25 protein-coding genes are annotated in these 25,606 nt (G+C 53.4%); 6 read left to right on the forward strand and 19 right to left on the reverse strand.

The features are described 5' to 3' along the window. Nucleotide 1 precedes the first annotated feature (1 nt). Nucleotides 2-904 carry a VOC family protein gene (locus BS29_RS02440; protein ID WP_229955641.1) on the forward strand — a complete coding sequence of 301 codons (903 nt, stop codon included), beginning with the start codon at nucleotides 2-4 and terminating at the stop codon, nucleotides 902-904. A 15-nt stretch (nucleotides 905-919) separates the two neighbouring features. Here the strand turns inward: BS29_RS02440 and BS29_RS02445 are convergent, their stop codons facing one another. The 10 genes from BS29_RS02445 to BS29_RS02490 all read right to left on the reverse strand — a co-directional run bounded on the left by BS29_RS02445 (nucleotide 920) and on the right by BS29_RS02490 (nucleotide 8,511). Continuing rightward, entirely contained in the window at nucleotides 920-1,513 is a 594-nt protein-coding gene (locus BS29_RS02445; protein ID WP_229955642.1) for a carboxymuconolactone decarboxylase family protein, read from the reverse strand. Nucleotides 1,514-1,542: 29 nt separating this feature from the next. Beyond that, nucleotides 1,543-1,845: a YciI family protein gene (locus BS29_RS02450; RefSeq protein ID WP_229955643.1), complete on the reverse strand. Its 303-nt coding sequence runs from the start codon at nucleotides 1,843-1,845 to the stop codon at nucleotides 1,543-1,545. Continuing rightward, a complete protein-coding gene (locus BS29_RS02455; RefSeq protein WP_229955644.1) occupies nucleotides 1,842-2,648 on the reverse strand; it encodes an alpha/beta fold hydrolase in 807 nt (268 codons plus the stop codon). Before BS29_RS02455 ends, BS29_RS02450 begins: the two co-directional genes overlap by 4 nt. Next, nucleotides 2,645-3,988 (reverse strand): MFS transporter, encoded by a 1,344-nt coding sequence (locus BS29_RS02460; protein ID WP_229955645.1) that lies wholly within the window; start codon nucleotides 3,986-3,988, stop codon nucleotides 2,645-2,647. The genes BS29_RS02455 and BS29_RS02460 overlap by 4 nt, the downstream gene beginning before the upstream one ends. After that, nucleotides 3,988-4,440 carry a VOC family protein gene (locus BS29_RS02465; protein WP_229955646.1) on the reverse strand — a complete coding sequence of 151 codons (453 nt, stop codon included), beginning with the start codon at nucleotides 4,438-4,440 and terminating at the stop codon, nucleotides 3,988-3,990. The genes BS29_RS02460 and BS29_RS02465 overlap by 1 nt, the downstream gene beginning before the upstream one ends. Nucleotides 4,441-4,452: 12 nt before the next feature. Then, complete coding sequence (locus BS29_RS02470; RefSeq protein WP_229955647.1) at nucleotides 4,453-5,547, reverse strand: NADP-dependent oxidoreductase; 1,095 nt, start codon at nucleotides 5,545-5,547, stop codon at nucleotides 4,453-4,455. Next, nucleotides 5,548-6,021, reverse strand: coding sequence for a VOC family protein (locus tag BS29_RS02475; RefSeq protein WP_229955648.1), 474 nt, complete (start codon nucleotides 6,019-6,021; stop codon nucleotides 5,548-5,550). It lies immediately after the preceding gene. After that, nucleotides 6,018-6,320 (reverse strand): DUF1330 domain-containing protein, encoded by a 303-nt coding sequence (locus BS29_RS02480; RefSeq protein ID WP_229955649.1) that lies wholly within the window; start codon nucleotides 6,318-6,320, stop codon nucleotides 6,018-6,020. Before BS29_RS02480 ends, BS29_RS02475 begins: the two co-directional genes overlap by 4 nt. A 72-nt stretch (nucleotides 6,321-6,392) precedes the next feature. Continuing rightward, entirely contained in the window at nucleotides 6,393-7,544 is a 1,152-nt protein-coding gene (locus tag BS29_RS02485) for a nitrilase-related carbon-nitrogen hydrolase (RefSeq protein WP_229955650.1), read from the reverse strand. After that, a complete protein-coding gene (locus tag BS29_RS02490) occupies nucleotides 7,531-8,511 on the reverse strand; it encodes an alpha/beta fold hydrolase (RefSeq protein ID WP_229955651.1) in 981 nt (326 codons plus the stop codon). Before BS29_RS02490 ends, BS29_RS02485 begins: the two co-directional genes overlap by 14 nt. A gap of 253 nt (nucleotides 8,512-8,764) precedes the next feature. Here BS29_RS02490 and BS29_RS02495 point away from each other — a divergent pair, with 253 nt between their 5' ends. Together BS29_RS02495 and BS29_RS02500 are read left to right on the forward strand one after the other, a co-directional pair. Further along, on the forward strand, nucleotides 8,765-11,194 hold the full coding sequence (locus BS29_RS02495) for a TonB-dependent receptor (protein ID WP_229955652.1): 2,430 nt from the start codon (nucleotides 8,765-8,767) through the stop codon (nucleotides 11,192-11,194). 114 nt (nucleotides 11,195-11,308) lie between these two features. Beyond that, complete coding sequence (locus BS29_RS02500) at nucleotides 11,309-13,786, forward strand: TonB-dependent receptor (RefSeq protein WP_229955653.1); 2,478 nt, start codon at nucleotides 11,309-11,311, stop codon at nucleotides 13,784-13,786. Nucleotides 13,787-13,839: 53 nt separating this feature from the next. Here the strand turns inward: BS29_RS02500 and BS29_RS02505 are convergent, their stop codons facing one another. After that, nucleotides 13,840-14,703, reverse strand: coding sequence for an alpha/beta hydrolase (locus BS29_RS02505; RefSeq protein ID WP_229955654.1), 864 nt, complete (start codon nucleotides 14,701-14,703; stop codon nucleotides 13,840-13,842). Between the two features lie 16 nt (nucleotides 14,704-14,719). Then, nucleotides 14,720-16,159: a flavin monoamine oxidase family protein gene (locus tag BS29_RS02510; RefSeq protein WP_229955655.1), complete on the reverse strand. Its 1,440-nt coding sequence runs from the start codon at nucleotides 16,157-16,159 to the stop codon at nucleotides 14,720-14,722. A 70-nt stretch (nucleotides 16,160-16,229) separates the two neighbouring features. Here BS29_RS02510 and BS29_RS02515 point away from each other — a divergent pair, with 70 nt between their 5' ends. Beyond that, a complete protein-coding gene (locus BS29_RS02515; protein ID WP_229955656.1) occupies nucleotides 16,230-16,991 on the forward strand; it encodes a LolA-like protein in 762 nt (253 codons plus the stop codon). On the opposite strand, the gene BS29_RS02520 is transcribed toward BS29_RS02515, so the two are convergent. The 3 genes from BS29_RS02520 to BS29_RS02530 form a co-directional block, all read right to left on the reverse strand. Next, complete coding sequence (locus BS29_RS02520) at nucleotides 16,992-17,792, reverse strand: hypothetical protein (protein WP_229955657.1); 801 nt, start codon at nucleotides 17,790-17,792, stop codon at nucleotides 16,992-16,994. 64 nt (nucleotides 17,793-17,856) lie between these two features. Beyond that, nucleotides 17,857-18,333 (reverse strand): nuclear transport factor 2 family protein, encoded by a 477-nt coding sequence (locus tag BS29_RS02525; protein ID WP_229955658.1) that lies wholly within the window; start codon nucleotides 18,331-18,333, stop codon nucleotides 17,857-17,859. Between the two features lie 12 nt (nucleotides 18,334-18,345). Continuing rightward, nucleotides 18,346-19,143 (reverse strand): sugar phosphate isomerase/epimerase family protein, encoded by a 798-nt coding sequence (locus BS29_RS02530; RefSeq protein WP_229955659.1) that lies wholly within the window; start codon nucleotides 19,141-19,143, stop codon nucleotides 18,346-18,348. Nucleotides 19,144-19,272: 129 nt separating this feature from the next. Between BS29_RS02530 and BS29_RS02535 the strand changes: the two genes are divergently transcribed. Then, complete coding sequence (locus BS29_RS02535) at nucleotides 19,273-20,853, forward strand: fatty acid--CoA ligase (RefSeq protein WP_229955660.1); 1,581 nt, start codon at nucleotides 19,273-19,275, stop codon at nucleotides 20,851-20,853. 177 nt (nucleotides 20,854-21,030) lie between these two features. Here the strand turns inward: BS29_RS02535 and BS29_RS02540 are convergent, their stop codons facing one another. The 4 genes from BS29_RS02540 to BS29_RS02555 are packed head-to-tail and all read right to left on the reverse strand — an operon-like array spanning nucleotide 21,031 to nucleotide 23,800. Then, complete coding sequence (locus tag BS29_RS02540) at nucleotides 21,031-21,789, reverse strand: SDR family NAD(P)-dependent oxidoreductase (RefSeq protein WP_229955661.1); 759 nt, start codon at nucleotides 21,787-21,789, stop codon at nucleotides 21,031-21,033. A 45-nt stretch (nucleotides 21,790-21,834) separates the two neighbouring features. Continuing rightward, the gene (locus tag BS29_RS02545; protein ID WP_229955662.1) at nucleotides 21,835-22,623 is read right to left on the reverse strand and encodes a ThuA domain-containing protein; all 789 of its coding nucleotides are present in this window, start codon (nucleotides 22,621-22,623) and stop codon (nucleotides 21,835-21,837) included. Nucleotides 22,624-22,625: 2 nt separating this feature from the next. Next, complete coding sequence (locus tag BS29_RS02550) at nucleotides 22,626-23,174, reverse strand: VOC family protein (RefSeq protein ID WP_229955663.1); 549 nt, start codon at nucleotides 23,172-23,174, stop codon at nucleotides 22,626-22,628. Beyond that, entirely contained in the window at nucleotides 23,171-23,800 is a 630-nt protein-coding gene (locus tag BS29_RS02555; protein WP_229955664.1) for a glutathione S-transferase family protein, read from the reverse strand. Before BS29_RS02555 ends, BS29_RS02550 begins: the two co-directional genes overlap by 4 nt. A 223-nt stretch (nucleotides 23,801-24,023) precedes the next feature. Between BS29_RS02555 and BS29_RS02560 the strand changes: the two genes are divergently transcribed. Continuing rightward, on the forward strand, nucleotides 24,024-25,604 hold the full coding sequence (locus BS29_RS02560; protein ID WP_229955665.1) for an aromatic ring-hydroxylating oxygenase subunit alpha: 1,581 nt from the start codon (nucleotides 24,024-24,026) through the stop codon (nucleotides 25,602-25,604). Nucleotides 25,605-25,606 lie beyond the last annotated feature (2 nt).

Here is a 25,606-nt window from a genome sequence, read left to right on the forward strand (position 1 = left end):
TATGACACATGCCTTGCAACATGGCTCGATATTGGGCGGGGTGTCCGCAGTGCCCGATCTTGAGGCGGCGCTGAAAGATTATCGTGATGTGCTTGGCATGCAGGTTGTGGAAAGCGGGCCGCTGAACGATGATCTGGCGCAAGGCTGGAACTGTCCGGGTAGTGCGGGTGCACCCATGGCGGTGTTGCAGCCGACCAGCGGCGCTGATTGTTTTATCCGTCTGGTCGAACAGCCCGATCATCCGGATTTCAAGCCGACGACTACCTATGGCTGGGCGGCCTATGAACTGACGGTTGAGGATGTCTTCGGCTGGCCGGACCGGCTGAAAGGCAGCGGCTTTGATATTATTGGACCGCCGAAAGAGCTGGAAGGTCTGCCCTTTTTCGTGCCGATGCAGGTGCTCGGAACCGGGCGCGAAATGATCTATCTCAATGAGGTAAGGGAAAATACACCATCCTCGGATCTTCCCAAGGCCCGGTCGCTGACTGACCATATTTTTATTGTGATATTGGCGACACCGAATCGTGCGGGAACGGTGGACTGGTATCGTGACCAGCTGCATCTGACCGTCGGAGATACCTATACGTTGGAATACAGCATGATCAATCAGGCGTTCGGAAAGCCGGCAGGCACGGTGTCGGATCTGACCATGGTCCAGAATGGCCGGTTACCGATTGTCGAGGTGGATGATTATCCGGAAGAGGCAGAGCAGCGGCCAAGACATGACGGCATGTTGCCGCCAGGAAATGCGCTGGTAACACTGGCGGTTGATGATCTGGATGCGATCACAATTGACTGGATTATGCCGCCACAGGTGCGGACAGGTTCGGTTTATCGGGATCGCCGAACCGCTACGGTACTTGGCCCGGCTGGGGAATTGCTGGAATTGATTGAGATCGGTTAAGTCGTCCCTGACCTTTTAGCGGCGATGCTGCCCCGCCTGCCATTGATCAGGCGAATAGAGCGTGCTCGCAGAATCAAACGGCTTGTCCTCAAGCTCCGTTGCAAGGCTGTCATTCCACCGGTTGAGAAAGCCGAACATGCTGATAACGGCCATAATCTCGGTTTTCTGGCGTTCGTCGTAATAGGCGTCAAGCGCGGCGAAATGCGCGTCCGTCGCTGCATTGGGCACCTGTCCGGCGGCGAACGCTAGGTCCAGCGCCGCCCGTTCGGCTTCGCTGAACAGGTCGCTGGACTGATATTCCCAGACCGCTTTCACTTTCTCTTCGTCCACGCCGACATCCCGCGCGCCCAATGTCGTATGGGCCTTGCAATATTGGCATCCGGCTGCGGCGCTAACGACCGCTCCGATCAAGCGTTTCAAGCCATTGTCGATGGCGCTTTCCCCATAGATGACGCTGACCAGCCCGCGAAATGCGCCGAGCAATTCCGGCCAATGTGCCATGGTCATCACAGAATTGGGGACATAGCCCATCAGATTTTCGGAAAATTTGAGAGCAGCCTGTGTCTCGTCCGGCAGTTCGTCGATGGTCAGCGGCGTGATGCGCGTCATTTTCTGCTCTCCTCAGCGAATATGAAAACCTACCATATCTTGCCGCCAATCCAGTCACCAGCGGCAGCGGTAAATTCATTTATGCGGATATCGGCCCAGATGTCGGCATGAAAATAGGGATCGGCTTCGAGCTGCGCGCGAGCATCTTCGGCCGTCTCGGCTTTGACGATCAACAGCGATCCAATCGTATCGCCTTGCGCATTTTTAAAGGGTCCGGCGACAAACAGATTGTCGATCGTCTTCTCGATATGGGCAAAATGCGCGCCGCGTGCGTCGAGACGTTTCTGTTCGGTGTCCGGTTTGTCAGTGCAATAGATGGTAAAGGCTTTCATGATGATGTCCTATCCAGAAATTTCAGGATTTCAGCTGCCGTTATTTCTGCCGCTTCGTCAAGGACAGCGCGTTTGATATCCAGCCGCTCGACCAATGTGGCGGTCGGCATGATCTCGGCCGCATGGCGGGTAGCGTTCAGCAAGCCCGACTGCGAGGCCAGTATCAGTGTGTCGTGCCTTACCGCAGGTAATCTTGCGTCGACATCATAGCTGAATGCCGCATGGAAAGCCTTGTTCATCAGTCGTCCGGGGCGCAATTGCTCGGTGAACATTTCAAAGCTGCGCTCCAGCGTCTGGCTTTCGATGCGTTTGGTCATCCCGCGTTCCCACGGCCCTTCAAGGCAGGCGAGATCGGGTGTGATTTCGAATGTCTTGGCGCTTGCGGCTCGGAACTTGGCGCTTGTTTCGGCATCAAAGGCTGGCACGTCTACCAACGCCAGCAGTCGGACTTTTTCGGGCGCAGTCAGCGCCATTTCGGCTGCTACGAGATTGCCGGTGTGAAAGCCCATCAGGTCGACCGGTCCGCTGCCCGACTGGTGATCGACTACTTCCATCATCGCCGCGGCATATTCCTCTATGGTCGGTTCCTCTTTGAAAGGATCCGAGCCACCATGACCGGGATAATCCGGCGCAAAGATGCGGCGACCTTCCGCCAAATGCGGCATGATGGTGGTAAAGGCGAGGCCGCTAAACGGTGCTGGGTGCAGGCAATAAAGGTCTGGCTTCGTAGGAGGTCCTTCCGGCGCCAGCATCCGCCAGTGCACCTGACCATATGGCCCGTCGCTATAGCCTTTGCGGATCATTCGCTTGCAGCGCCCAACCGCACCATCTGCTCGCGATAGAGCCGGCGCGTCAAAGGCATCATCAAAAACGGTACGAGGCCGAAGATCAGGGGAACCGCAGCGACTGCATAGCGGAGATTATCTTCGCCAAAAACGCTGCTCGACAATTCACCGACCGCGATTGGCCCCAGTGACCCGAACCAGCTGATCGCCAAATAATAGAGCGCAACGACTTGACCGCGGATTTGCGCTGGTGTGATGACTAGCAAGGATGTGACACCGATAGCCGAGACAATTCCGATACCGACCGTGTTGATGCACAATATTGCAAAGGCCAGTTCCGCGCTGGGCATGAACAGGGGAATGGCGGCGGTCGGGACCATGATGAAAAAGCCGATATAAAGGATACGCAAGGATGCATCCTGTACGCCCTTTTTCGTCCACCAGTCGGAAATCGTGCCCATGATCATCATGTTGGCCGGGCCAATAATCAGCAGCGCAACACCGTTGACGAACGCATATTTCTGCGCCGACCATCCCCAGGTCCGTTCAAAGGTCGGTGCCAGGAAACCCTGACTGTAGGCGATGGTCGTCATGGTGCAGATGATTAGCACGAAGCCGATATAGAGCGTCTTGTTACGCCAGATATATTTCAGCGCATCGAAAAATCCGCTGCCGCTGATCACATCTTCTGAGGCCGCGACCGGACGCCGCGCCGGTTCTTTCATGAAGAGGAAGAAGAGCGCAAAAACCATCCCGGGAAGGCCCACGATTATAAGCGTGAACCGCCATGGCGATAACTCACCGAAAAAGGGAAGGGACTGACTGCCGCTCGCTGCAGTCCAGGCGATGATCGCGCCGCTCAACAGGGAGGCCAAGCCTGCACCAATGGGAAGAGCGGAAGAATAGAAGGCGATCGGTTTGCCCCGTTTCTCGGTCGGGAAACTGTCGCCAATCATGGAAAATGTCGCGGGGCTAAGCGTCGCTTCACCGACGCCTACACCCATGCGTGCGGCGAACAGTTGAAAGAAATTTTTGGCCATGCCGGTCGCGACGGTCGCCGCAGACCATAAGGCAACCCCGATCGACACAATCCAGATCCGCTTGCCGCGATCAATCAGCCAGCCCATGAAGATGCCGACAAAGCCATAGACCAATGTGAATGCGCTGAGCAGCCAACCGATTTGACGGTCGGACAGATCAAATTCCGCCTTGATCGGTTCGATCAAAAGACCAAGAATATAGCGATCCACAAAACTGAAAATATAGGCAATGGTCAGCATGACGACCAGAAACCAACCCGCCGCGGCGCTGGGATACGGCTTGGCTGGAGCAGTGGCTGCGTCTGTCTGGCTTGCCATTATTCAGCGTCCGGAATGAGATAGATGACCACAAGATTATCATCAAAATCGACAATGCCGATTTCGCGCCCGATCCGCCCGTCATGGGTTTCAAGCCGTCCTTCTTCATAGACCTGCAGGCCCAGTTTTCGGGCGCCTTCCATTACAGCGTCGGGATCAGCGACATCCAGAACGATGGCTCCGCGCCGAGGATGTGGCACTGGGTCCAGAGGGACATTCTTAACCTCTGACAAGGCCATGACGCGTGGCTGGCCGGGTAGTGAAAGGATTGAAAAACCAATTTCCGCCTCTTTCGGGATTTCAAACACCGGGAAAGAATAGCTGTCGGGATTATGACCCTTGCGAAAAGTTTCTTCGAAACCCAACACATCGCGATAGAAGGTCAGCGACCGGTCGATATCGGCCACGACAAAATTGCCGCGCTGAAACCGCGTTTGTTGTTTTTCACCCACAATCAATCTCCCTCAATTCCACGTCTCTGGCTCACCGCGAACCGAACAGCATTGCACGCCGACGTTCTGACCGTAATACAGATTGGCCAGTGCACGGGGCATATGCTGAAAACCCTGTTCGACATCCTGTACGGGCTTCAGCTTGCCGTCATGTATCCATCCTGCCAGATCATCCATCACTGCATCCCAGCGGTCCAGATGATTATAGACAAAAAAGCCCTGCATCCGTGTTTCGGTGGCGCGCAGCCGGGTGTAGTTGGACAGTTTGAAGGGCTCTTCCTTTGTATATTCGCTGATCGATCCACACAGCACGACCCGGCTGTGCAGACGCAGTCGTTCAAGACAGGCCTCCAGCGTTTCACCGCCGACATTATCGAAATAGAGGTCAATGCCATCGGGTCGTAATTCATCGAGCCGCGCTTCGATATTCTCCGATTTATAGTCAATCGCATGGGAGCAGCCATGATCGAGAATGAACCCACATTTTTCCGCTCCGCCCGCCATACCGATCACATCACAGCCGACCACATTGGCCGCCATCTGGCTGACCATTGACCCGACACCACCGGCGGCTCCGGACAGCACCATGCGGTCGCCTTCCTTGGGATCGCCGCAGGCAAAGAGCCCGGCATGAGCCGAGAGGCCCGTCATACCCAACACTCCGGAACCGAGAGCCGCGGACAAGCCGTTGGGCGGCATCCGGAAAAATTTCTCTTGCGGCGTCATTTTGGAGACCTTGTAGGTCTGCCAGCCCATTTGGCCTTGTACCATTTCACCCTCGCGCCAGTCGGGGTGGCGGGACTTGACGATTTGCGCAACCCCGCGGCCATGGATCACATCACCGGGTTCCAGCACCCGCTCTCCGGCGGCTCCCGTGCCCTGCATGTAGAAACGCATGACCGGAGCGAGGCCCAGATAATGGGTTTTTAGCAGCACTTCCCCTTCACCCGGTTCGGGAATGTCGGTGACCGCCCATTCAAAATCCGTAGGCACGACATTGCCAACCGGCCGAGCCGCTACGCGCCATTGGTAATTGGCGTCATCGTCAATCTGCTTGCCCGCGGACAAGGCAACAAAATCGGAAAGAGAAGAACCGGCGGCGGTCACTCAGTCGTGAACCTTCACGACCTGATTTACTTCAAAGAAATAGCCGTCCAGATCCCAGAACGAGCAGCCGATCATATCCTTTTGCTTGCCATCAGCGCCGGTAACGCTCCATTCGCGTGGTTCGCTATGGATGGTTGAACCAAGCGCGCGGGCCCGTTCTACGGCGCCTTTGGCGTCCTCTGATGCGACAACAAAAACCGGCGCGCCGAATTTGATTTCGGTTGGCAGTTCCTCCGGTGCATCCTGTTTGGGATCGAGCCATTCAAGCAGGCCGATCATGCCGATCATATCATGCTCACATTTCAAGATGATCAGCCGGGTCTTGTCACCCTTTTTCCCGGCAGCCAATTGTGTTCCGGATAGCGTAAAAGGCGTATCCATCCATTTGGTCATCCCAAAAACAGTTTCATACCAATTGGATGCTGCGTCGCCGTCACGAACCATCAATGTCGTGCGTTTGATAATGTCGGTCATGCGATTTTGGGGCTTTCTATTACAAGGACCTGACAATCAGCGATATCAGCGCGCAACTTCTTGGCTTCCTGATATTCCGGGCTGTTCCAGAATTTGTGCACGGCCGCTTTATCCGGCCATTCCGAAATGACCATGGACGCGCCATCGCCAAAATCGCCTTCCAGTAGCTCTGCTCCGGGGCCGCGCAAAACGTATCGTCCGCCGAATTTCTCGACCAGAGCACCGGCTGCAGCGCCATAGCCCTGGATGAATTTGTCGCGATCCGAAATTTTCGCGGTAACGATCATATAGGCAGGCATGGGTGAATCTTCTCCAAAAAGTTGTCCGGACAAATTACGCGAGGGGCGGCTGATTGCAACCGCTATTTTACACTATTTCGGCCACCTAGCCTTGTCGCGTAAATAACGCCCGGAATCCCGTGTATCCCGCGGTTGATATTCGGCAAAAAGATTGGGACCGTAGCGCGAACGATATTGCTCGAACACCGGCATAAACAATTCGCTGTGGACGATCGGCTGACGGTTGCGTGCACGGAAATTTGCGATCGGAATGCGTGCGGAAACCAACGTTTCGAAAGCGGTCTTGGCAATATTCATAACATCGCCATCGGGCGCGTAAACGGCCGACCCACCGCCACCGGCATCGGCAAAATAATAAGGGTTCTCTGGAGATGCAGCATTGTTCGCTACGGCGGTATAGACGCCGTTATAGAGGCTCGTTGCCTGCATATCGATGGGGTTGAAGCCGCCAGTTGCGGTGCGCAAGATGATCTCCGCCCCTTTCATGGCAAAGGCCCGGAAGAGTTCCGGTTCGCGCTGCACCGAGCTGGTCGCAATATTGCCGATCGGTGTGCGTGTGATGGGGAGTACTGCGTCGGCTCCATACATTTCGACATAACGGTCGAGTACATCATAAATGGTGGTGGTGAACAACTCGAAATCACTCCCAAAAAAGCCCTTTATGTTGCGTGCCTTCCAATGTTTGTCGACGACTTCGCCCTTGCCATTCATGATCGTGGTGATGGACAGCAGGCTTTCCGGCCAGTTCGGATCACGGACATAGGATCCGAAAACCAGCCAGCAGCCATATTCACGCGCTTTGCGGGCAAGCATTTCCGTCTCTTCGCCCGGTATCTCAATAGCTGCTCGCCGCGCGTCCTGGATATTCCATTTATGATAATAGCCAGTGATTGGGAATTCGTGAAAGAAGATCAGGTCTTTCGGCCCGGAAAAGCCATTTGCCGCATCGATGAGGTCCATCATGTGCTGCACATTGGCGCGGCGCGTCTGTTTGAGGTTGCTGAGTTCGACAGGCACTACCCGCGCCTGTGCTACGCCCAGCGATATGGTGTCCTTGACCAGTGGCACAGTTTCGTAACGGCCATCTGGTGTAATGCTGAGTTTGTCCGGCCCGCCTTTGACGGCGGCATGGGCGAAATCAGTCCAGCTTAATGCAGCTCCAGCGGCAAGACCCGCGCCCGCTGAAAAGAGACTGCGCCGCGAAATGCTATTACTCTCGTCCATCGTCAGTTTCCTTCTTTTGAGTCTTTCTGTTGCCGGGTGCACCGTTCAGAAACTGGCGGATGATCGTGACATATTTTTCGGGTGCGAGATCGAAGCCGCCAAGCGAAACACCGTTGATGTGCGTTAGACGTGCATCCGGAAACAGGGGCAGGGCTGCTTCAGTTTCCCGCTTAAGGCTGCCGTCGTTGGTGATGAGTAGAACGGGCTGTTGAACCTCCGGAAAACGATTTTCAGAAGGATAGGTGAAGACGCCATGATAGGCTTCCCAGCAATGCGGGTAACATTGCATCAGGTCGTTAAAATGTTCCTGCGCCCGCTCCTGTGATATACCAGCTTGAATAGCCGCCGTGGCGAACTCCCATTTCTTCATGAGATGGGATCCATCCCGCGCTATGGGTTCGGGCTTGGCGTTGTCGTTGTAGGCCTTGTTCCTTTCCTCACCAATGAAGAAGGGTAGGCCAGGCAGGACCAGTTTGCGGACAAGGCCCGGGTGGCGAATTGCCAATTCGGTCGCTATCAATGTGCCGGTATGATAGCCAAGCACATCGACGGGCTGATTCCGTTCGCTGCCATAGCCCATCAACTCAAGCACGATAGCAGCAGACTCGGCATAACCATCAATCGACTGCAACGTACTGGGCCGGTCGGAGTCTCCATAGCCGGGTGTATCAATAGCAATGACTGTCCGGTCTGTTGCAATGAGTTGCATAAACTTCAAAAAATAGTCGCTGGAATATGGTGTAGGATGAAACAGGACCAGCGGTGTTTTCTGTGTGGCCTGTGTTGATCGTGCGATACGAACATGAACCTGGCCAAACGGGCCAGCGATAAAATGTCGTTCGATTTCTATGGTTGAGATGTCAGCACGGGCATGTTGCTGGGATGTAGCGGTACCCTCGGTTGCGGCAAAAAAAGGCGCGGATGCCAAAACACAGACCAGAAAAATGCAAGTTCGATAAAGCCGCATGAAAGACCTCCTTCCCGATTATTTTAGCATTGATGGCCAGAATGCAAGAAAAATGTCCGGACAAATTATCTTATGAGAAATGACTGAAATCCAACATATACTGAACATAAGAAGCTTAAGAGTGATATTTTTGCGACAGTTTTTGCATACAGTTCGCATTAATAGAAAATTTGTCTGGACAAATTTGCTTAGCAGTGGAAATTAGCAATTGGAGAAAAATGTCCGGACAATTGGACATCAGGGAGAAGTTATAATGAAAACCGTACTCAAAGGCCTTTTGTTAGCCGCTACTGCGGCAACCCCAACGCATGTATTAGCGCAGGATGTTGGACAACAAGATGCCGTGGAATCCGATAATGTTATCGTGGTTACTGCTCGTAAGAGAGAAGAAAGCCTGCAAAATATCCCTGTTGCAGTTAGCGTTTTTGGCGAAGATTTGATTGATGAAGCAAATATATCCGGACTAGAGCAAATCTCTGACTTCACCCCTGGTTTTCAGTTGCAATCTGCATTTGGGCGCGACGCTGATCGCCCAGTCATTCGCGGCACATCCAATATTCTGATTTCCGAGGGGAAGGTAGGTTTCTTCATTGATGGCGTCCCCTTTGTTGGCGCTTCAACCGCGCTAGATTTGGAGAATTATCGCCGGGTAGAAGTGATCAAAGGCCCACAAAGCGCTGTCTTTGGTCGTGGCACGCTCTCTGGTGCAGTAAACTATGTATCCAAGCAGCCAACGGATGAGCTAACGGCTGATTTTGAGCTAACCGCTGCGACCCATGATGACTATGAGATTTTTGGCCGTGTAGCTGGGCCGATCGCTGATGGATTAAGTGGCTTTGTTTCCGGCAAATATAACAGCTTCGGCGGTGATTACACAAATTCGGTCACGGGCAACAGTCTCGGGCAAGAAACTCTGACAATTTCGGCGGGGCTCAATTATCAAAGCGATGGTTTTGAAGCCAGTGTCATTTATCTTCGGACGGAAGACGATGACGATCACTATGCTATCGGACTCCAGGATTCTAGCTTCAACAATATCTTTACCGAAGGCAGTCGGGGATATTTCCAAGGCGAAGTAGAACTGCGGGAACCCATTGGCCTGAATACGGACGAGTTGATCGAGCCAGGATTAAACCGGAAGGCAAATCGCATCATTGCGACTGCTACAGCCGAGCTGGGCGATTCTGGTTATACGGCAACAGCCTTGTTTGGATATACGGATATCACGGAACGGACTGGTACTGATCAGACCTTTAATGATCAGACCGCCCTTTTTATCAGCTCGCCATTTGTTTGTGCTAACTTCATTCCAGATTGTGCCTTTGGCGTGTCGCCGTTCAACACGGATTCTGAGATTGAGCGTACTGCAATCTCAGCAGAGCTGCGATTTGCCTCGCCGCAAGACAAAGCAATCCGCTTTGAAATTGGCGGGTTCTTTTTTGATGATCAGACTAATGGCACCGATTATGGGCGCAAGCAGACGGAATTTGGTTTTGATTCAATATCGGAAACAGATGTTACGACTAACCTGGCGGCTTTTGGTTCGGTTGAATTTGACGTGACGGACCGTCTTACAATTGGTGGCGAGCTACGGATTGCTAGAGAAGAAATTGGTACACGGCCCGGAGACTCCTATCGACTCGGCGATTTGTTTGCCGGCGTCACGGACCCAGATAGAATTATTGCAGGCGATGGGGCTGTCCGGAATGCGACATTCAAGTCTGTTCTTCCGCGCATTACGGTTGATTATCAGGCAAATGACGATTTGTTGGTTTATGCTAAATATTCGGAAGGCAACTCTCCTGGCGGTTTCAACTCGACAGACGCGCCGATAACCACTTTTGGGGAAGAGAGCCTGAAAAACTACGAGGTTGGTATCAAATCCGAGCCTTTAGATGGTTTGCGGGTGAATTTGGCCGGATTTTTCATTGACTACGGTGATCAGGTGCTCACCAGCACGTTTACGACTGGAGCTGGGGGGGTAGATTCCTTCAGCGACAATATCGGAGATACGGAAATTTATGGCCTGGAGCTGGATGCGACATGGCGCGTAACCGATTTCCTCACTTTATCAGGAACATATGCTTATATTGATGCTGAAGTCACAAATGGTGTCAGCACCGACCAAGCTATTTTGTTGGGCGGAACGACGGGGACAGGAACGGTTGCAGATCCCAATAATCCTGGTGCAACTCTGGTGACAACAGACGGCTGTACCAATCCAGCGGCTATTTTGGATGCCGGGCAACTTCTTGGTGACGGCACTTTGACAACTGGCCCTATACCTTGTGCAACTTTCGCTGATGTTTCCGGCCAGACACCACCCTTGGTATCTAAGCATCAGGCGACCTTCAGCGCTGCATTTGATGTTCCCATTGGAGATAGTGGTTGGGATATTTTTGCCCGTGGCGACGTGATCTATAGATCCTCTTTCTTTGCCCAAATTCATAATCTGGCGGAAACGGGAGATTCGACAAAAGTCAATTTTTCCGCCGGTGTTCGGAAAGATAATCTGACTTTAAGATTCTGGGTCAAGAACGCTTTCCAAGATGAAACGCCGCGCGGTATTTTGCGATATGTCGATTTTTCGGCCCCAACACTCAATGGAGTGCGGCAGCGTGCGTTTGCGATTACTCCGCCTGAGAGACGTCAATTTGGTGTTACGCTAAGCGGGTCCTTTTGATTGTATGTTGGTTTGACGGAAGTGGGTGAGGGGGTCACTTCCGTGAAGCTGCATAGGTTGAACAACCATAAAGATAATTACAGTCGAGACAGACTAAAAAGGGAGTAGATGGTCATGAAATCAGTACTGCGTGTTTCATTGCTGGCAACCAGCATTATGGTATCCGCGCCAGCCTATGCGCAAGCAGAGTCCGGTGCAGAAGCAGCAGACGAAGATCCCAATGTAATCATCGTCACAGCACGCAAAACGGCGGAATCAATCAACGATGCCCCTGTCGCTGTGACCGCATTCACATCTGAAAGTCTCGACGAGCAAAACCTGCGGGACGTGAATGATATTGCGACGCTGACACCGGGTTTGAGTTTCAGTCAGGCTTTTGGTCGCGGCACGGATCGTCCGGTTATTCGCGGTCTTGGTAACGTTCTGGCCGGGGTGCAGTTTGGCGTTGAATCTGGCGCATCAGTTTTCATAGACGGCGCGCTGTTCCGCGGCGATATCCAATCGATCAACTTTGATGCTCTGGAACGAGTCGAAGTGGTGAAAGGTTCACAATCGGCGCTCTATGGCCGGAATACCTATTCGGGCGCGATTAACTTCATCACCAAAAATCCAGGTGATGAATTTGGCGGGCAAGTTCGCGGCAGAATTGCCGAATTCGGCGAATATGAAGTGACCGGCAGTCTTGACCTGCCGATCATTCCCGGCGTTCTCGCAGCGCGCGTTGATGGCCGTTACTATAATTACGAAGGCGAGTTTACCAACCAGATTTCCGGTCGCCAGGATGTTGGTGGCGAACGAACGACGTCTTTTGCAGGAACGCTGTTCTACACGCCGACAGATGACTTCGATTTCCGGATCCGTGTCGGATATCAAAAAGACCGGGATGAGGAATTTCCGCGTACGCTGCAATTTGCCTCGGAAAATAATTGTGAACCTGGTTTTCGAAGTGTCCGCTTCCGGAACTTTGGTGCGCGAGGACAGAATGACAATGACAACCAGTATTTCTGTGGTGTGCTTCGTCCGGATCCCGACAATATTTTCTTGAACACCGATGAACCAGGAATCTTCAACGGAGGACCAAACCTTGATTCTACGACGCCAGGCTTGGCTGGTATTTCGGGTATTTCATTGGAACGCTGGACGCTGAACAGCAAAATGAACTGGGATATTGGCGGCTCCGGCTGGGTCTTCAGCACAGTGACCGGTTATCGCCATGACGAGACTTTTACAGGGTTCGATTCCGATCACAGCAATCTCAACCTCTTCTTCGGGCCGCCATCCGCATCCGAAGCCTTTTTCTCCTCCACGAACCGGAGAATTTTCGAAGATTTCAGCATCGAAGCGAAAATTTTCAGCCCCGAAGATCAGCCTATTCGCGGATTGTTGGGCGTCTATTATTATGATTTCCGGCGCAAGCAGTTTGATATCACTAAGCAATCTGGTCGCGCCGGCACGGACTTTTTCCGTGACAATGACAACCAGATTGAGACGATCGAGAATAAATCGATCTTCGGACGCATCGAAGCGGATCTGGGTGAAACCGTAACCATTGGTGTTGAGGGCCGTTATCTGGATGAGGAAAAAGGCTTTCTTGAAATTGTGGGGGCGACCGCAACAACCGATGGTGAGCTTGTTGAAACGGAACCCTTCCGGACCAAGGATTTCGTGCCTCGCGTGACCGTGGACTGGCAACCTGATCCAGATACGCTGGTCTATGCTATCTATACCGAGGGTAACAAGCCGGGCGGCCTTAATGGTAGTATTGGTGCAGCCAATGGACTGCCAACCTATGAGGATGAAACGCTGCGTGGCGGCGAATTGGGGATCAAAAAGACCTGGCTCAACGGGCAACTTCAAACCAACTTCTCGCTATTCTACAACGAGATAAAGAGCGTTCAGCTGACCCAACCTGTTCTGACGACACCGGGGGCCGGAACCGCAACGACATCCGTTGCTTCCAACCAGGGTGACGCGGAAGTCAAAGGTTTTGAGCTGGAAGTCATCATGCGGCCCGTCGAGCAGTTCACTGTGACGACAACCGCGGCTTATACGGACGCCAAGTTTACACGCGGCTGCGACGAGTTTGAATATACGCTCAATTCCGGTGGCCTGAAACAGCCGGTCGGTCTGGAAGGCCGCCCCAATGATCCGGAATATGCGCTGTGCGACATTAGTGGTCGGCGATTGCCATTGGGTTCCGACTGGCAGTTATCGGCGGCTTTTGACTGGCGCGATGACCTGTCGGACACGATGGAATATTTCATCAACTTCAATATCAGCCATGAATCTTCGAAATTTGTGCAGGTTCATAATCGGGCGAAAACTGGTTCCGCCACGATAGGCGGCGCAAAGCTTGGCATAGGTGGAGAGAATTGGGAAGTAGCGGTCTTTGGCCGTAACCTGTTCGATGAGGATTCGACACCACTGGCGACACGTTGGCTCGATTTCGGCTATGGCTTCGCACCGCGGGATATCCCGTTCGGAGCATTGGCGGCCGCAGGTCAAAGAGCGGATACGAGCGGTCCACGGGCGTTCTTCATTCCCCTTCGCCGTGGTCGCAGCTTTGGAGCTGAAGCAACGTTCAAATTCTAAGCTGATCAAGCATCATCAAGAAACCCCGCTGTCCCAAAGGATGGCGGGGTTATCTATGTAGCCGTCAATATCCGAAAAAGCTGATCCGGTGCGGTCACCATCGCGTCATGGCCGGTGGCCAGCGCATGGTATGTCCAACTTGGGTCTGCTTGTACCTGCGCCGCGTGATAGGGAAAGCTGCTATTGGGCAGGACCGGCGCGGTGCAATGAATGTAGCTGCGCTTCAGTCCCGTTGACCCGCCATTATGCAGTTGGATCGGGTCCAACCATGTCTTGAGCGGATGGGGTGTCAGCTTCTGGGCAACCCATTCATAGCCGGGATGATTCTTCGGAATCCCGAGAATATCTGGCGGGAAGGCGGCCATGCCGATACCATCTGGTGCCAGTCCTTCCAATACCGTTCGGGTCTGCGCGATCATTTCTGGGCTGCGTTCCGGTCCTTGCGTGATCATCGTCTCACCATGTTTCGGTAAGGCCGCATCGAGATAGATGATCTTGCTGATCCGATCCTTCATAGCGTCGGCCACTGCCGTAATCACCATGCCGCCATAGCTGTGGCCAACAAGCACTATGTCTTTCAGATCATAATAGTCGATCAGCGACATAATATCCGTGATATGCGTATCCAGCCCTATATCTGCCGATAACAAATGCGCGCGTTCCGCGAGTCCGGTCAGGGTCGGTGTGAACACTTTGTGCCCCTGCGCTTCCAACTGCGATCGGACATCGCGCCAGCACCAGCCGCCATGCCATGCGCCATGAACCAGAACAAAAGTCTGAGCAGCATTCTTTGTCCTGTGCTCTTTGTTACTAGCATGCGTCTTGGCGTCGATTGCCTGTGAAGTCATAAGACCCGTTGCTGCCGCTGCGGCGACAAATTCACGGCGGCTGGTCAGGATTTTGTGGTTGTTGCCCATGGCTTCTGTTTCTCCCCTAAGCCAAAGCCAATACTCTGGATGTGGCTCTTTCAGCAGTTTCGAGTGCGCCTTCCATGCCGGGCCAGTTTTGTGTCATATGCTCACCTGCAAAGTGCAGCCGCTCGCCCTGATGCTGGACGGTGCTGGCCAGCGCAGCACCGACACCTGTTCCGATATGATGATAAATGCCGCGCGCAAAAGGCTCTTTTTGCCAGCTGAACATGTCGAGATAGGATAATTTGCCCTTTGCAGATGGTCTGATCTTTTCAATGCGTGTGATTATTTCTGCAGCTGCCCGTTGTGGGTCCATAGAATCAAGTGCTTCTGCAGCGGGGCCGTTGACCCAGATCTTGAGCAACGGTGGATCGCTGTTCAGTGTGAACACACGCCCAATCAACGGATCATCACTCCAGATATATTCCGGCAGGCCATCCTCTTTCCAGAAGGCATCGGATGCGCGCAGAAAAACAAAACTCGCTTTTGTATAGGGAAGTCGCCGAATAGTGTTTCGCATGGCGAGCGGCAAGGCGGCTTCGATTTTCATATTTCTGACCGTGCTGAAAGGCGCTGTGCAAATCACATGACGCGCGCCATATTTCCGACCGTCGACCAAGGTGACTTCCACGCCATCTCCTTCATCCTCAATCGCCGATACCGGCGCGTTCAAGATAATGTCCGAGTTTAGCGTATTGGTCATCGCGTCTGTCATGCGCTGTGACCCGCCGCGGATGAATCTGGTCGGTCCGGGATTGGCCTTGCGGGCGGCACCGAACATGGAAAGCGTACGCTGCATATGAAGCATCGACATTTCCTCAAGCGTACGACCGTTAAGATTGGCATTCATGAAACGCATCGCTTCATCTGATGCGCCCTGCGCCTTCAGCCAACTGGCAAGGGAAACATCACCCGCAGTGATTTCAGGAGACATCCAGTCCGCGGTTGTTTCAAGCGTTGGTAGTTTTCGCATGTAGGAGAAAAACAGCGCATCCGGGCTTGTCCCTTTCTCACCATCGGCCAGCCTGTTTTGCGGCAGACTTGGCCATTCATCCTTCAGGAAATTCTGTCCCCGGACATTATAAAGATATCCGCCCCGGCCGCTTTCGGGCAGATAGCGTTCGACATCCAAACGATCTGCAATGGTGTTGAAGCGCTTATAGGCTGCTCCGATCTGGACGCCGCCAGCGTCAGGCGCTCCGGGCAAGTTGTCCAACGTATATAAACGGCCACCAGTTCGACTATTGCCTTCGAGCAGAATGACTTTCAGTCCGGTCTGTTCCAGCTGCCAGGTTGCGTGCAAGCCTGCTAGTCCGGCGCCGATGACAATCACATCTGCGGTGGTCTTGCTCCACGTGCGGCGCGGTGCCGTGCAGGCAATGAGCGATGCGCTCATGCCGCCGACAAAGGCGCGCCGATTGATTGTCCGGCCATTTGCTGAATATCTGCTGCCTTGTTTCATGGGCCCATGTTGACAGAAACCACCAGACCAAGGCAAGATAAATTTGTCCGGACAAATAGAGAGGCATGCAGTGAACAGATTTTTCCAATATTTGGTTGTGATGGCCATGGCAGTGATGGCGGTTCCTGTCGGGGCAGCGGATGATCAACTGGATGGTGCGGCGATATTGGCTATGGCCCGCGAAGCGGCGGGCGGTGATGATTGGGCGAACGCCCGGACTTTGACCTTGTCCGGTCATGCCGTTTTCTATGGACCCAAAGGTCATGAACCTCGCACCAGGGCCAGCAATTACCGAATGTGGCGTGTCTTTGACCCCAACCGCACTGTCGCTCATGGTGCCGATGGCAAGGTTCGTATCATCGCGAAAAATGCGGACAGGCTGATTTTCGAAGTGGGCTATGATGGAGAAACCACATGGACGGAACGGGGCATCACGCCCAAGGCTGAGGCGGATAAGTTTTGGGCAAGCAATTTTGGTTTCGGGATTATCCGTCAGGCTGACAAGCCCGGCTTTGTCGCCACCCGCTTGCCAGATGATGATGTTGGCGGCCATGCGCTCTACATGGTCGAGCTAACCGATCCAAAGGGTGGCAAAACACTTTTCGGTATTGATCAGCAAAGCCATGCTATTCGCACCATGGGTTTTCGCACGCCAAGGGGCTGGCATTTGCGGGTCTATGACAATTTCGTGCGTCTCGAAAATCCGCGCTGGTTACAGGCGCGCCATGTTACGCTCTATTATGACGGGCGCAAATCCAACGAGGTTTTCTGGACAGAAACCAAGGTCAATGCGAAGATTGATTCAGCGCTGTTTGCACCGCCGTCCCAGTAATCAGCCGCGGAAATTTTGGCTCGTCACATCAGAAGCCCGCTCTGCACCCTTGATTGTGCAACTGGCCTGCATCCAGCGCAGGTTTAGACCAACCCGACTAGCATTGATATCGGCCCAGCTATAGCTGACGGCGCGATCCGGATTATCCGGTTTGTGGACATACAAAACCATGCTCGGCCGGTTGGTGCTGGGTTTCGGCCAATAGACAGCGCGCATGCGCAAGATCAGCGGTTCAGCGCCGCTATCTTCGCCCCCGATCATGACTCGTCCGCCTTGATCATGCAGACTCAATTTTTGGACGAACAGCCAATCCGGGCTGCCATCGGCCTTGGGTTCGGTCTTCTTGGCAGCAGCCCAGCATTCAACCGGGCGGGCGCGTTTCAATTTGGTTTCGGTGCCATCCGAAAAACGCAGTTTCAACCCGCCCGCCTCCACGCTGGTGATCTGAAAATCCTGAAGACAGGCCTTTTTGTTTTGCAACTTGCTATAGACCCAACCGGCGTCCGAGCGATCAAAGTAACGCGTGCATCCTCCCATTGTCAGGCTGTCGCGTTTCACTCCTGTTGCGGCATATCCCTTCAACGGCGCGGCAACCGCTTTGCCGAAAGCATCCGTGCGTGTGACGATCAGCTTATCGTCTTGCTTTTCGATTTTTAGCGATATCCAGGGCGGGGGCGTTCGGCCTGCATCTTTCTCAAAATAGGCTTGCTCTTCATTGGTATAAATGCCGGGCAGTTGCTCGCCGAGGGTAAGGTCTTGCGGTGATCCGGCGGCGGCGAGCGCCAAGGTTGTAAGAAACATAGGGACAGTCTTTCATAAAATTTGTCCGGACAATTTAACATCTATTGTGCAAGGTGCAATAGCTTCAGGCGATCGATGCGCCGCCGCGCCTGGCGGCCAGTTCAAACAGACCGCGATCGCCCATTTCCCAAGTGACATTGAGCTGGGTTTTGTGGATCAGCCAACCCTCTCCGGCCCGTTCCAGCTCATGCACATAATAGCCACCAATACTATGCATCTGCCGCTCACCATCAACGACAAGATGATGATGGGCGGCCATATAACAGATGCAGTTTGCGCGATCTTCCTTCAGGTCGATCACAAAATTGGTTAGCACATGCTGGGTGGCGTCAAAAGGCTCTAACGTTGCGCGGACGCCGGCCACCCAGTCATCGGCTGGCATGATACTCGCGGGATCGCCGGACCAGCTGGAGAAATCCAGCATGATCTCGTCCGCGAAAATGGAGCGATATAAGTCCCATTGGTGCCAATCGATTCCGGTGGCATATTTCAGGACATGGTCGGTGATCTTGGCTCGGTCGATTAAGTCTTCATGTGTCATTTCTGCCTCCAATCACTCCAGCAGCTCTTTGCTCGCCGCTATTGCCTCAAGCGCCCAATTTTCGGCGTCAAAAAATGATCCTGACGCATAATGGGGTACTTCAATATCCAGATCGACATGCTCTCCTAACAGATCAATCATGGCGCGCAGCGGAAACATGCCTTCTCCCGGTATCATCCGGTTCATTGCTTCTTCTATATAATCATCGGACTTCCGAAAATGCGGGCCATCGCATATTTGAGCATAGCCGATGCTCTGGGGATCAACGGTTTTTAGCTGTTCCAGCGTGCCGCCTGTCCGGAACAAATGCAGCGCATCAATCGCGATTTTGAGATTGGGTTGGTTGATGGTCCGATGCAGGTTCACCGCTTTTTCGAGGCTGTCACAACCCTTCGCAAAGCCGGTAAATTCCAGTCCGACTTCCATGCCCAAATCACGGGCCATTTTACACAGCGCGCTGAGTTGATCGGCAATCCGTGTCGGATCAACCTCATGAATATGGGTGACAGCGCGTTTTGCACCAAGCTCAGCAGCCAGTTCCAGTGCTGCTGCATATCCGGTGACATCGGTTTCGGGCATGATCGGGAAATATTCCGCATTGATGATCGACACATCATTGTCGGCGAGCAGGCTTTGAAATTCTGTTTTGTCTGATGGTTCCACAATCGCAAACATCGGCTTATCATGTGCGTCTAGAGGTGTTGCGGTGAACAGGCAGACTTTCTTGAGACTCGCCTTGGCCGCGAACCGGACAAGTCCGATTGGTCCGCCCTGCGTCATGGTAATCTGGTGGAGAGCTAAGTCGCGCATTATCCAATCCTAATCCAAGCTTTCGGCCAAGACGGCTAGTCAATATGCTAGGCTGTTTGCGCCGCTGCGGCGATTAGATAGAGTTATGAGAATCGCTCACGATGAGGGGCGCCAAAACAGGACAGGACCATGCTGAAAGAAGATATTGTCACCATCGCGGACGTGATCCGGCAACAAGCCAAAGAGCAGGGTGATGGCCTGGTGTTCACATTTGAAGGTGACCAGATGACCTACGCCCAGCTCAATGAGGGCAGCAGCCGGGCCGCCAATGGCTTGGCTTCGCTGGGCGTTAAGAAGGGTGACCGGATTGCCTATATGGGCAAGAATTCGCATCTCTATTTCGAAATATTGCTGGGTGCTGCGAAAATTGGCGCGGTAATGACGCCGGTTAACTGGCGGCTAGCCGGTCCGGAAGTCACTTATATCGTCAATAATTGCCAAGCCAAAATTCTGTTCATCGGACCTGAATTTATCGATCTGGTGAAGCAGATCAGGCCGCAGTTCGAATATGTCGAAACCATCTTTTGCTCGGAACAGGCGGATGAGGAATTTGCCGGTTATCAAGAATGGCGCAACGGGTTTCCCGATGTCGATCCGATGGTAGCCTGTGCACCTGATGACGATGCGTTGCAGCTTTATACATCGGGAACAACCGGCCACCCCAAGGGCGCGATCATGACCGGCTATTCGATTTTCGGAGCGCGGGCCAAGCTGACCGACGATGATTTGGCCGACTGGCAAAGGTCGCAACCGGGGGAGACGATGCTGCTCGCCATGCCCTGTTTCCATATCGGCGGCACCGGGTCGGGTCTCGGCAATATGTATAATGGTGGGCACGCGATCGTTGTGCGGGAATATGATCCGGCGCAAGCGCTAGATTTCATAGAGCAATATGGCATCAGCAAGATCTTCATGGTGCCGGCGGCGATTCAGATATTGCTCAACCATCCCCGTGTTGGTGAGGTCGATTTTTCCAGGCTCCAATATATCACCTATGGTGCTTCGCCTATTCCGCTCGAAATGATGAAGCAGAGCATTGATATGTTCGGCTGCGAATTTGTTCAGATGTACGGGATGACCGAAACATCGGGGACAATAGTCGCGCTGCCGCCGGAGGACCATGATCCGAACGGCAATGACAAGATGCGCTCGGTTGGCAAGCCGCTGCAAGGCGTTGAGGTCAAGATCATCGATGAAGAAGGAGGCGCATTGCCTGCGCGCGAAGTAGGTGAGATTGCCACGCGCTCATCCTTCAATATGAAAGGCTATTGGAACATGGCCGAAGCTACGGCAGCAACCATCGATGCCGATGGTTGGCTGCGTACCGGCGATGCGGGTTATTTCGATGAGGATGGCTATCTCTATATTCATGACCGGGTGAAGGACATGATCATCTCGGGCGGCGAAAATATCTATCCCGCTGAGGTGGAGAATGCGATCTATGGCCATCCCGCCATTGCGGATGTCGCGGTCATTGGCGTGCCTGATGAGAAATGGGGCGAGGCGGTCAAAGCCTGTGTGGTATTGAAAGACGGTGCGAAGATGGACGAGTCAGAGCTGATTGCTCATGCCCGGACCAATATTGCCGGTTTCAAATGTCCGAAGTCTGTCGACTTTATTCCCGAATTGCCGCGCAATCCATCGGGCAAAATTCTGCGCCGCGAATTGCGTGCGCCCTATTGGGATGGAAAAGACCGGGCGGTAAACTAGGATGATCTATCCTCTCCCCTTGAGGGAGAGGAAACGGAGACTTGGCAGCTTGTCTGCCTAGTCGAGTTGGAGAGGGGTGGAGGTTTGTCACGCCTTCTCAACCCCTCACCAAGATTTTCTAGTCAGCAGAGCTGACAAGCAAATCTGTCCTCTCCCTCAAGGGGAGAGGAATTAAGCTTAAAACTGCACGCGTTTCGTAAAGCCACCGTCAATTACCAGATGCGCGCCAGTGGTATAGCTTGATGCCGGGCTGGCGAGGAAGACCACGCTGCGTGCAACATCATCAGCTTCACCGAAATCACCCAGGGCAAAGCCCGCTTTGGTCATTTCATAAAATTCCGGCATGCCAGCTTCGATCTGCGACCAGTTGCCGCCCGGGAATTTAATTGGGCCCGGGGATACCATGTTGACGCGAATGCCTTTGGGGCCGAGCGCTTGGCTGAGCTGGCTGCCATAGGTGATGAGCGCAGCCTTCATCGCGTTAAACGCTTGCGGCGCCACGAACGTTTCGAATGCTGCGGTCGATGACATGAAGATCACGCTGCCGTCGTCTGATTTTTCAAGATGCGGTTCGAGTACCTCGAGCGCTTTGACAGCGCCGATAATGTCGGTCTGGAAAGTGACATCCCAATCACCGGTCGCGCCCGCACCGGAAGAGCTGACATTGTGGATGAAGATATCACAGCCACCCAGCTCGCCTGCTGCTTTCTCCAACCATTTGGGGTAGCCCTCGGCATCCGTCATATCAAACGCTTCGGCGAATACTTTGCCGCCATGGGCTTCCAACTCGCTCTTGGCCGCTGCGACCTGTTCCGCATTGCGTGAGAAAAATGCAACGTCCGCACCCTCTTTGGCGAAATGCTCCAGTGCTGCGCGGCCTAGCCCGCGGCTACCACCGGTAAGAATAACTTTTTTGCCCTTCAGTCCTAAATCCATTTTGCTCTCCTTTTAAAATATTGGGGTTTGGTTTGCGTTTTGCGGCTAGAATTTTGCTATTGCGGGCTGGCAGCACCACTTGATGCCGCGGCGCAGCAGATCATAGATAATCGGCTGCTGCCAACCGGACCGGTCCACTTCGGGCCACCAGTCGAGGACTGGATCCATATCATAATGACCGCGGCAATGCCCCATCGTCAGATAGAGCACGGCGCCTTTGCCCATTTTGCGAATGTAGAAGACCGGGTGGCGGCTTTTCTTGATATCGCTGTGCACAAAGCCGCTAATATCGTCCTCGCCATTATATTCCGTGTCGAGCAGCACATCGATTTCCGCTCGCGTTTCAACCAGATATTGCTCGTCGACCGTTTCAAAACTAGGAATATCCTTAACCAGCGGATGATCCGGTTGCGCGTTGTCGACGGTGAACGGGATGATCGGAGGATGGGACAAAAACCGGCTGCCCAATGTATCGACAAATGTCGGCATGTCATCGGGTGCATCGACCCTGCCGTCTTCGAGGAATTTCAAGACGCTGTTGGTTCCATGCAGCGCAAAATATTGGCCGCCGTTTTTGACAAAGTTCTGGATGTTCTTTTGCGCTGCTTCGCTGGGCAGCAGATCACAGGTATAGCTGATCAATATATCGGCATTTCTGATTGCTTCGAGATTTTCATAATCTTCAAAAACCCGCACGCGGATGCGGTCATCCTCGGCAAGCAGTTTTAGTATTTCAAGCCGGGCAAAATCAATATCGTGATATTTGCCAGCGGCGACCAGCACGCATTTAATCGGTTTCTGGTCTGGTCTGCGTTCTGGTGGAGTTTCGCTCATATCTATTCTTTTCCTATTACCGGATTGGTCACGCCGTCCCAATCGAGATGGGCTTGTCGCATGGCTGCAAAGCCGTCGAGCCCCGCCTGCGGGATTTGCAAATATTCGATGATTGTACCGGGACCACCGCCATAATCGGCATAGAAGGCACCGCCAACGCCGCCGGGCAGGCTGACTTCCTGAATGACTTCGCCGCCTTTGTCTTCGGTTATTTGCCGTGCTTCGGCCAGATCATCGACGATGATGCAAAGATGCTGAACCCCTTGCAGACCCTTGGCGCGCCAGTCCTTGAACATGGACGGCGCGTCATTGTCAGGTCGGATCAACTCGACCTGCACATCGCCCCAATAGCCGATCGCCATGGAAAACTGGATGTCGGAAGGCTCGCCGCGATATTTAACATTTTCAACTTGCACGCCTTCGGTGTGAAAAAATGGGCCGGCACCCATTTTCTGCGTCCAGTAATCGAGCGCTGCGTCATAATCTTCCGGCACATAGCTGATCTGCATGATCGTACCGAGCTTGGCGAGAGTAGCGGGCGTATCGCTCATTCTGCGCCGCGCCAGATTTCAGCGGAGGGCCGTTCTTCCATCTTGGCTGCAAAGCGTGCCAGATTGTCTGTGCCTTCAGGCAGAGTCCATCCCACGGTGCCCCCAAATTTGATGAAACAGAAAGCGACAAGATCAGCCAATGTCAGCTTGCCATGGCAGAGATGATCTTTGTCGCCCAATTGACCATCGAGCCAAATCCAGTGCTTGTCCGACATCGCCGACAATTCGGCTGCGGCTTCGGTGCTGACCACATTCATGCGCGGCTCGAACATGGGCCTCCCGCCGCCGCCACGAAAGCCGAGCGTCATTGGAACTGCAATTTCCTGATCGATCCGGCGCGCCCAGCGCCGCGTTTCTGCTCGCTCTTCGGGGGTAGATCCGATCAGGACGGGGTCGGGTTTGGTTTCTTCCAGATATTCGCAGATGACCGTCGATTCACTAATCAGTGTTCCGTCATCGAGTTCCAGCGTTGGCGTCGTCTGCATAACATTCTTCTTGGCATAATCGTCACTGCGATTTTCGCCGGTGATTATATCGAGATGGATTCGTTCCACCTCAATGCCCTTTTCGACCAGGAACATGCGGACGAGCCGAGGATTGGGACCAAGGCTGGAATAGAGTTTCACGGATTTGCTCTCCTTTTTAGGCAGATTCGTAGCTGCTTCTTTGCGAGGAAGATACACAGGTATCAGGGCCGAACGGTCCTCTCAAAAACACTAGGTTTTACCCTGATAATGCGTCATCACTTATCAGACTCGTAAAGTGCATTGGCTGCCAGATTCACTAGTGGAGTTTGCCGGTTCTTGCGGTAGTCTGATCGCAAATAAGCGTAGTTTTCAGGAGAAGATAATGGTCGAGACGTTAACGGGTCACAATCGGTCAAACGGCATTTCCTATACCGAGTTGCTGGAAGGCGACAAAGTGCGTGCTCCGGAAGTATATTTTGAAGAATCTCCCATGGAACCCGGCCTGACGGAAGTGGAAGTCAGCCGTTACTGGACCAAGGAAGAGCATGACCGCGAGGTGGAAATGCTCTGGAAACGGGTCTGGCAAATGGCTTGCCACAAAGATGATATCAAAGACGTCGGCGATACGTTCGTATATGACATTGCTGGATTGTCGTTCCTGGTTGTGCGCGTTTCGGAAGACGAGATCAAAGCCTATCCCAACAGCTGTATGCATCGCGGGCGTGCGATTTGCGACCATCATAAGAAGGGCCAGAAAGCCTTGCGCTGCCCGTTTCATGGCTGGTCATGGGAGCTGAACGGCAAGCTGAAAGAAGTGCCATGTCAGTGGGATTTTCCGAGCGTCAGCGAAGAAACCCACAGCCTGAAAGAAGTACGCGTTGGCGAATGGGGCGGGTTTGTCTTTATCAATCCCGATCCCAATTGCGAGCCACTGGAAGATTTCCTCGGCGACCTCGACCGGCATTTCCAGATTCCATTCGAGCGCCGATATAAAGCCGCACATATGATCAAGCGCCTGCCTTGCAATTGGAAGATTGCGCAGGAAGCTTTCATGGAATCCTATCATGTGGTGGGCACGCATCCCGAATTGATGCCAGCCTTTTCCGATGCCAACAGCAAATATGATGTCTGGCACAACGTGTCTCGCGCTATGTCCGCCCACGGTGCACCAAGCCCGCATACGGATCTCGAAAAGCCTGATCCGACGGCTTTCCCCGATCAGAAAGCTTTTCAAAGTTTTATCCATCCGATCAGCAAGCACACATTCAAGCGGCTGGAAGAAAACCGGGTCGAGGTCTCGTTGCCTAATGGCAAGAGCGGCATTTTCGACATGGAAGCCAATTACATTGAAGGCGATTTGAAATCCGCCGACCCCCATATGTGCAACTGGATTGGCGGAAAGATCGCACCGGAAGAAGAAGACATGCCGATGATCTACACCGACGTTTCTGCCCACCAGTTGCGCGACGAAGCGGCGCAAGCCCGGCGTGAGGAGATGCGCCCTGCTTGGGGCGATATGGTCGACGAGATCAGCGATGCCGATTTGACCGACGCTATTTTCTACAGCGTGTTCCCCAATTTCAGCCCATGGGCTGATTTTAATCCGATCTTCTACCGGTTCCGCCCTGATGGTGACAACCCGGAACAGTCGCTGCATGAAGTAATGTTCATGGTTCCGCTGCCTGAAGGGGCCGAGCGCCCGGAACCGGCAAAATGCACGTTCCTTGATTTGCACGATGACTATACAGAAGCGACAGAGTTTGGCAGCTATCTCAACAAGATATTCAATCAGGATTATCTCAATCATAAGGGCATGCAAAAAGGCGTGAAAAACCAGCCGCATGGCGTCTCCATCTTTGCCCAATATCAGGAAAGCAAGATCCGCCATTTTCACGAGACTCTGGAAAAATGGCTAACCAGCAAGGAACCGCCAAAAAGCCCCAAACTCGAAGCGGCTGAATAACG

Source organism: Parasphingorhabdus litoris DSM 22379, assembly GCF_020906275.1.
GTDB lineage: Bacteria > Pseudomonadota > Alphaproteobacteria > Sphingomonadales > Sphingomonadaceae > Parasphingorhabdus > Parasphingorhabdus litoris.

What these genes read in the sequence shown, in the direction of transcription:
- BS29_RS02440 (WP_229955641.1), top strand. Translation starts at nt 2, where the DNA reads ATGACACATGCCTTGCAACATGGCTCGATATTGGGCGGGGTGTCCGCA.
- BS29_RS02445 (WP_229955642.1), bottom strand. Translation starts at nt 1,513, where the DNA reads ATGACGCGCATCACGCCGCTGACCATCGACGAACTGCCGGACGAGACA.
- BS29_RS02450 (WP_229955643.1), bottom strand. Translation starts at nt 1,845, where the DNA reads ATGAAAGCCTTTACCATCTATTGCACTGACAAACCGGACACCGAACAG.
- BS29_RS02455 (WP_229955644.1), bottom strand. Translation starts at nt 2,648, where the DNA reads ATGATCCGCAAAGGCTATAGCGACGGGCCATATGGTCAGGTGCACTGG.
- BS29_RS02460 (WP_229955645.1), bottom strand. Translation starts at nt 3,988, where the DNA reads ATGGCAAGCCAGACAGACGCAGCCACTGCTCCAGCCAAGCCGTATCCC.
- BS29_RS02475 (WP_229955648.1), bottom strand. Translation starts at nt 6,021, where the DNA reads ATGACCGACATTATCAAACGCACGACATTGATGGTTCGTGACGGCGAC.
- BS29_RS02480 (WP_229955649.1), bottom strand. Translation starts at nt 6,320, where the DNA reads ATGCCTGCCTATATGATCGTTACCGCGAAAATTTCGGATCGCGACAAA.
- BS29_RS02485 (WP_229955650.1), bottom strand. Translation starts at nt 7,544, where the DNA reads ATGGACGAGAGTAATAGCATTTCGCGGCGCAGTCTCTTTTCAGCGGGC.
- BS29_RS02490 (WP_229955651.1), bottom strand. Translation starts at nt 8,511, where the DNA reads ATGCGGCTTTATCGAACTTGCATTTTTCTGGTCTGTGTTTTGGCATCC.
- BS29_RS02495 (WP_229955652.1), top strand. Translation starts at nt 8,765, where the DNA reads ATGAAAACCGTACTCAAAGGCCTTTTGTTAGCCGCTACTGCGGCAACC.
- BS29_RS02500 (WP_229955653.1), top strand. Translation starts at nt 11,309, where the DNA reads ATGAAATCAGTACTGCGTGTTTCATTGCTGGCAACCAGCATTATGGTA.
- BS29_RS02505 (WP_229955654.1), bottom strand. Translation starts at nt 14,703, where the DNA reads ATGGGCAACAACCACAAAATCCTGACCAGCCGCCGTGAATTTGTCGCC.
- BS29_RS02510 (WP_229955655.1), bottom strand. Translation starts at nt 16,159, where the DNA reads ATGAAACAAGGCAGCAGATATTCAGCAAATGGCCGGACAATCAATCGG.
- BS29_RS02520 (WP_229955657.1), bottom strand. Translation starts at nt 17,792, where the DNA reads ATGTTTCTTACAACCTTGGCGCTCGCCGCCGCCGGATCACCGCAAGAC.
- BS29_RS02525 (WP_229955658.1), bottom strand. Translation starts at nt 18,333, where the DNA reads ATGACACATGAAGACTTAATCGACCGAGCCAAGATCACCGACCATGTC.
- BS29_RS02530 (WP_229955659.1), bottom strand. Translation starts at nt 19,143, where the DNA reads ATGCGCGACTTAGCTCTCCACCAGATTACCATGACGCAGGGCGGACCA.
- BS29_RS02535 (WP_229955660.1), top strand. Translation starts at nt 19,273, where the DNA reads ATGCTGAAAGAAGATATTGTCACCATCGCGGACGTGATCCGGCAACAA.
- BS29_RS02540 (WP_229955661.1), bottom strand. Translation starts at nt 21,789, where the DNA reads ATGGATTTAGGACTGAAGGGCAAAAAAGTTATTCTTACCGGTGGTAGC.
- BS29_RS02545 (WP_229955662.1), bottom strand. Translation starts at nt 22,623, where the DNA reads ATGAGCGAAACTCCACCAGAACGCAGACCAGACCAGAAACCGATTAAA.
- BS29_RS02550 (WP_229955663.1), bottom strand. Translation starts at nt 23,174, where the DNA reads ATGAGCGATACGCCCGCTACTCTCGCCAAGCTCGGTACGATCATGCAG.
- BS29_RS02560 (WP_229955665.1), top strand. Translation starts at nt 24,024, where the DNA reads ATGGTCGAGACGTTAACGGGTCACAATCGGTCAAACGGCATTTCCTAT.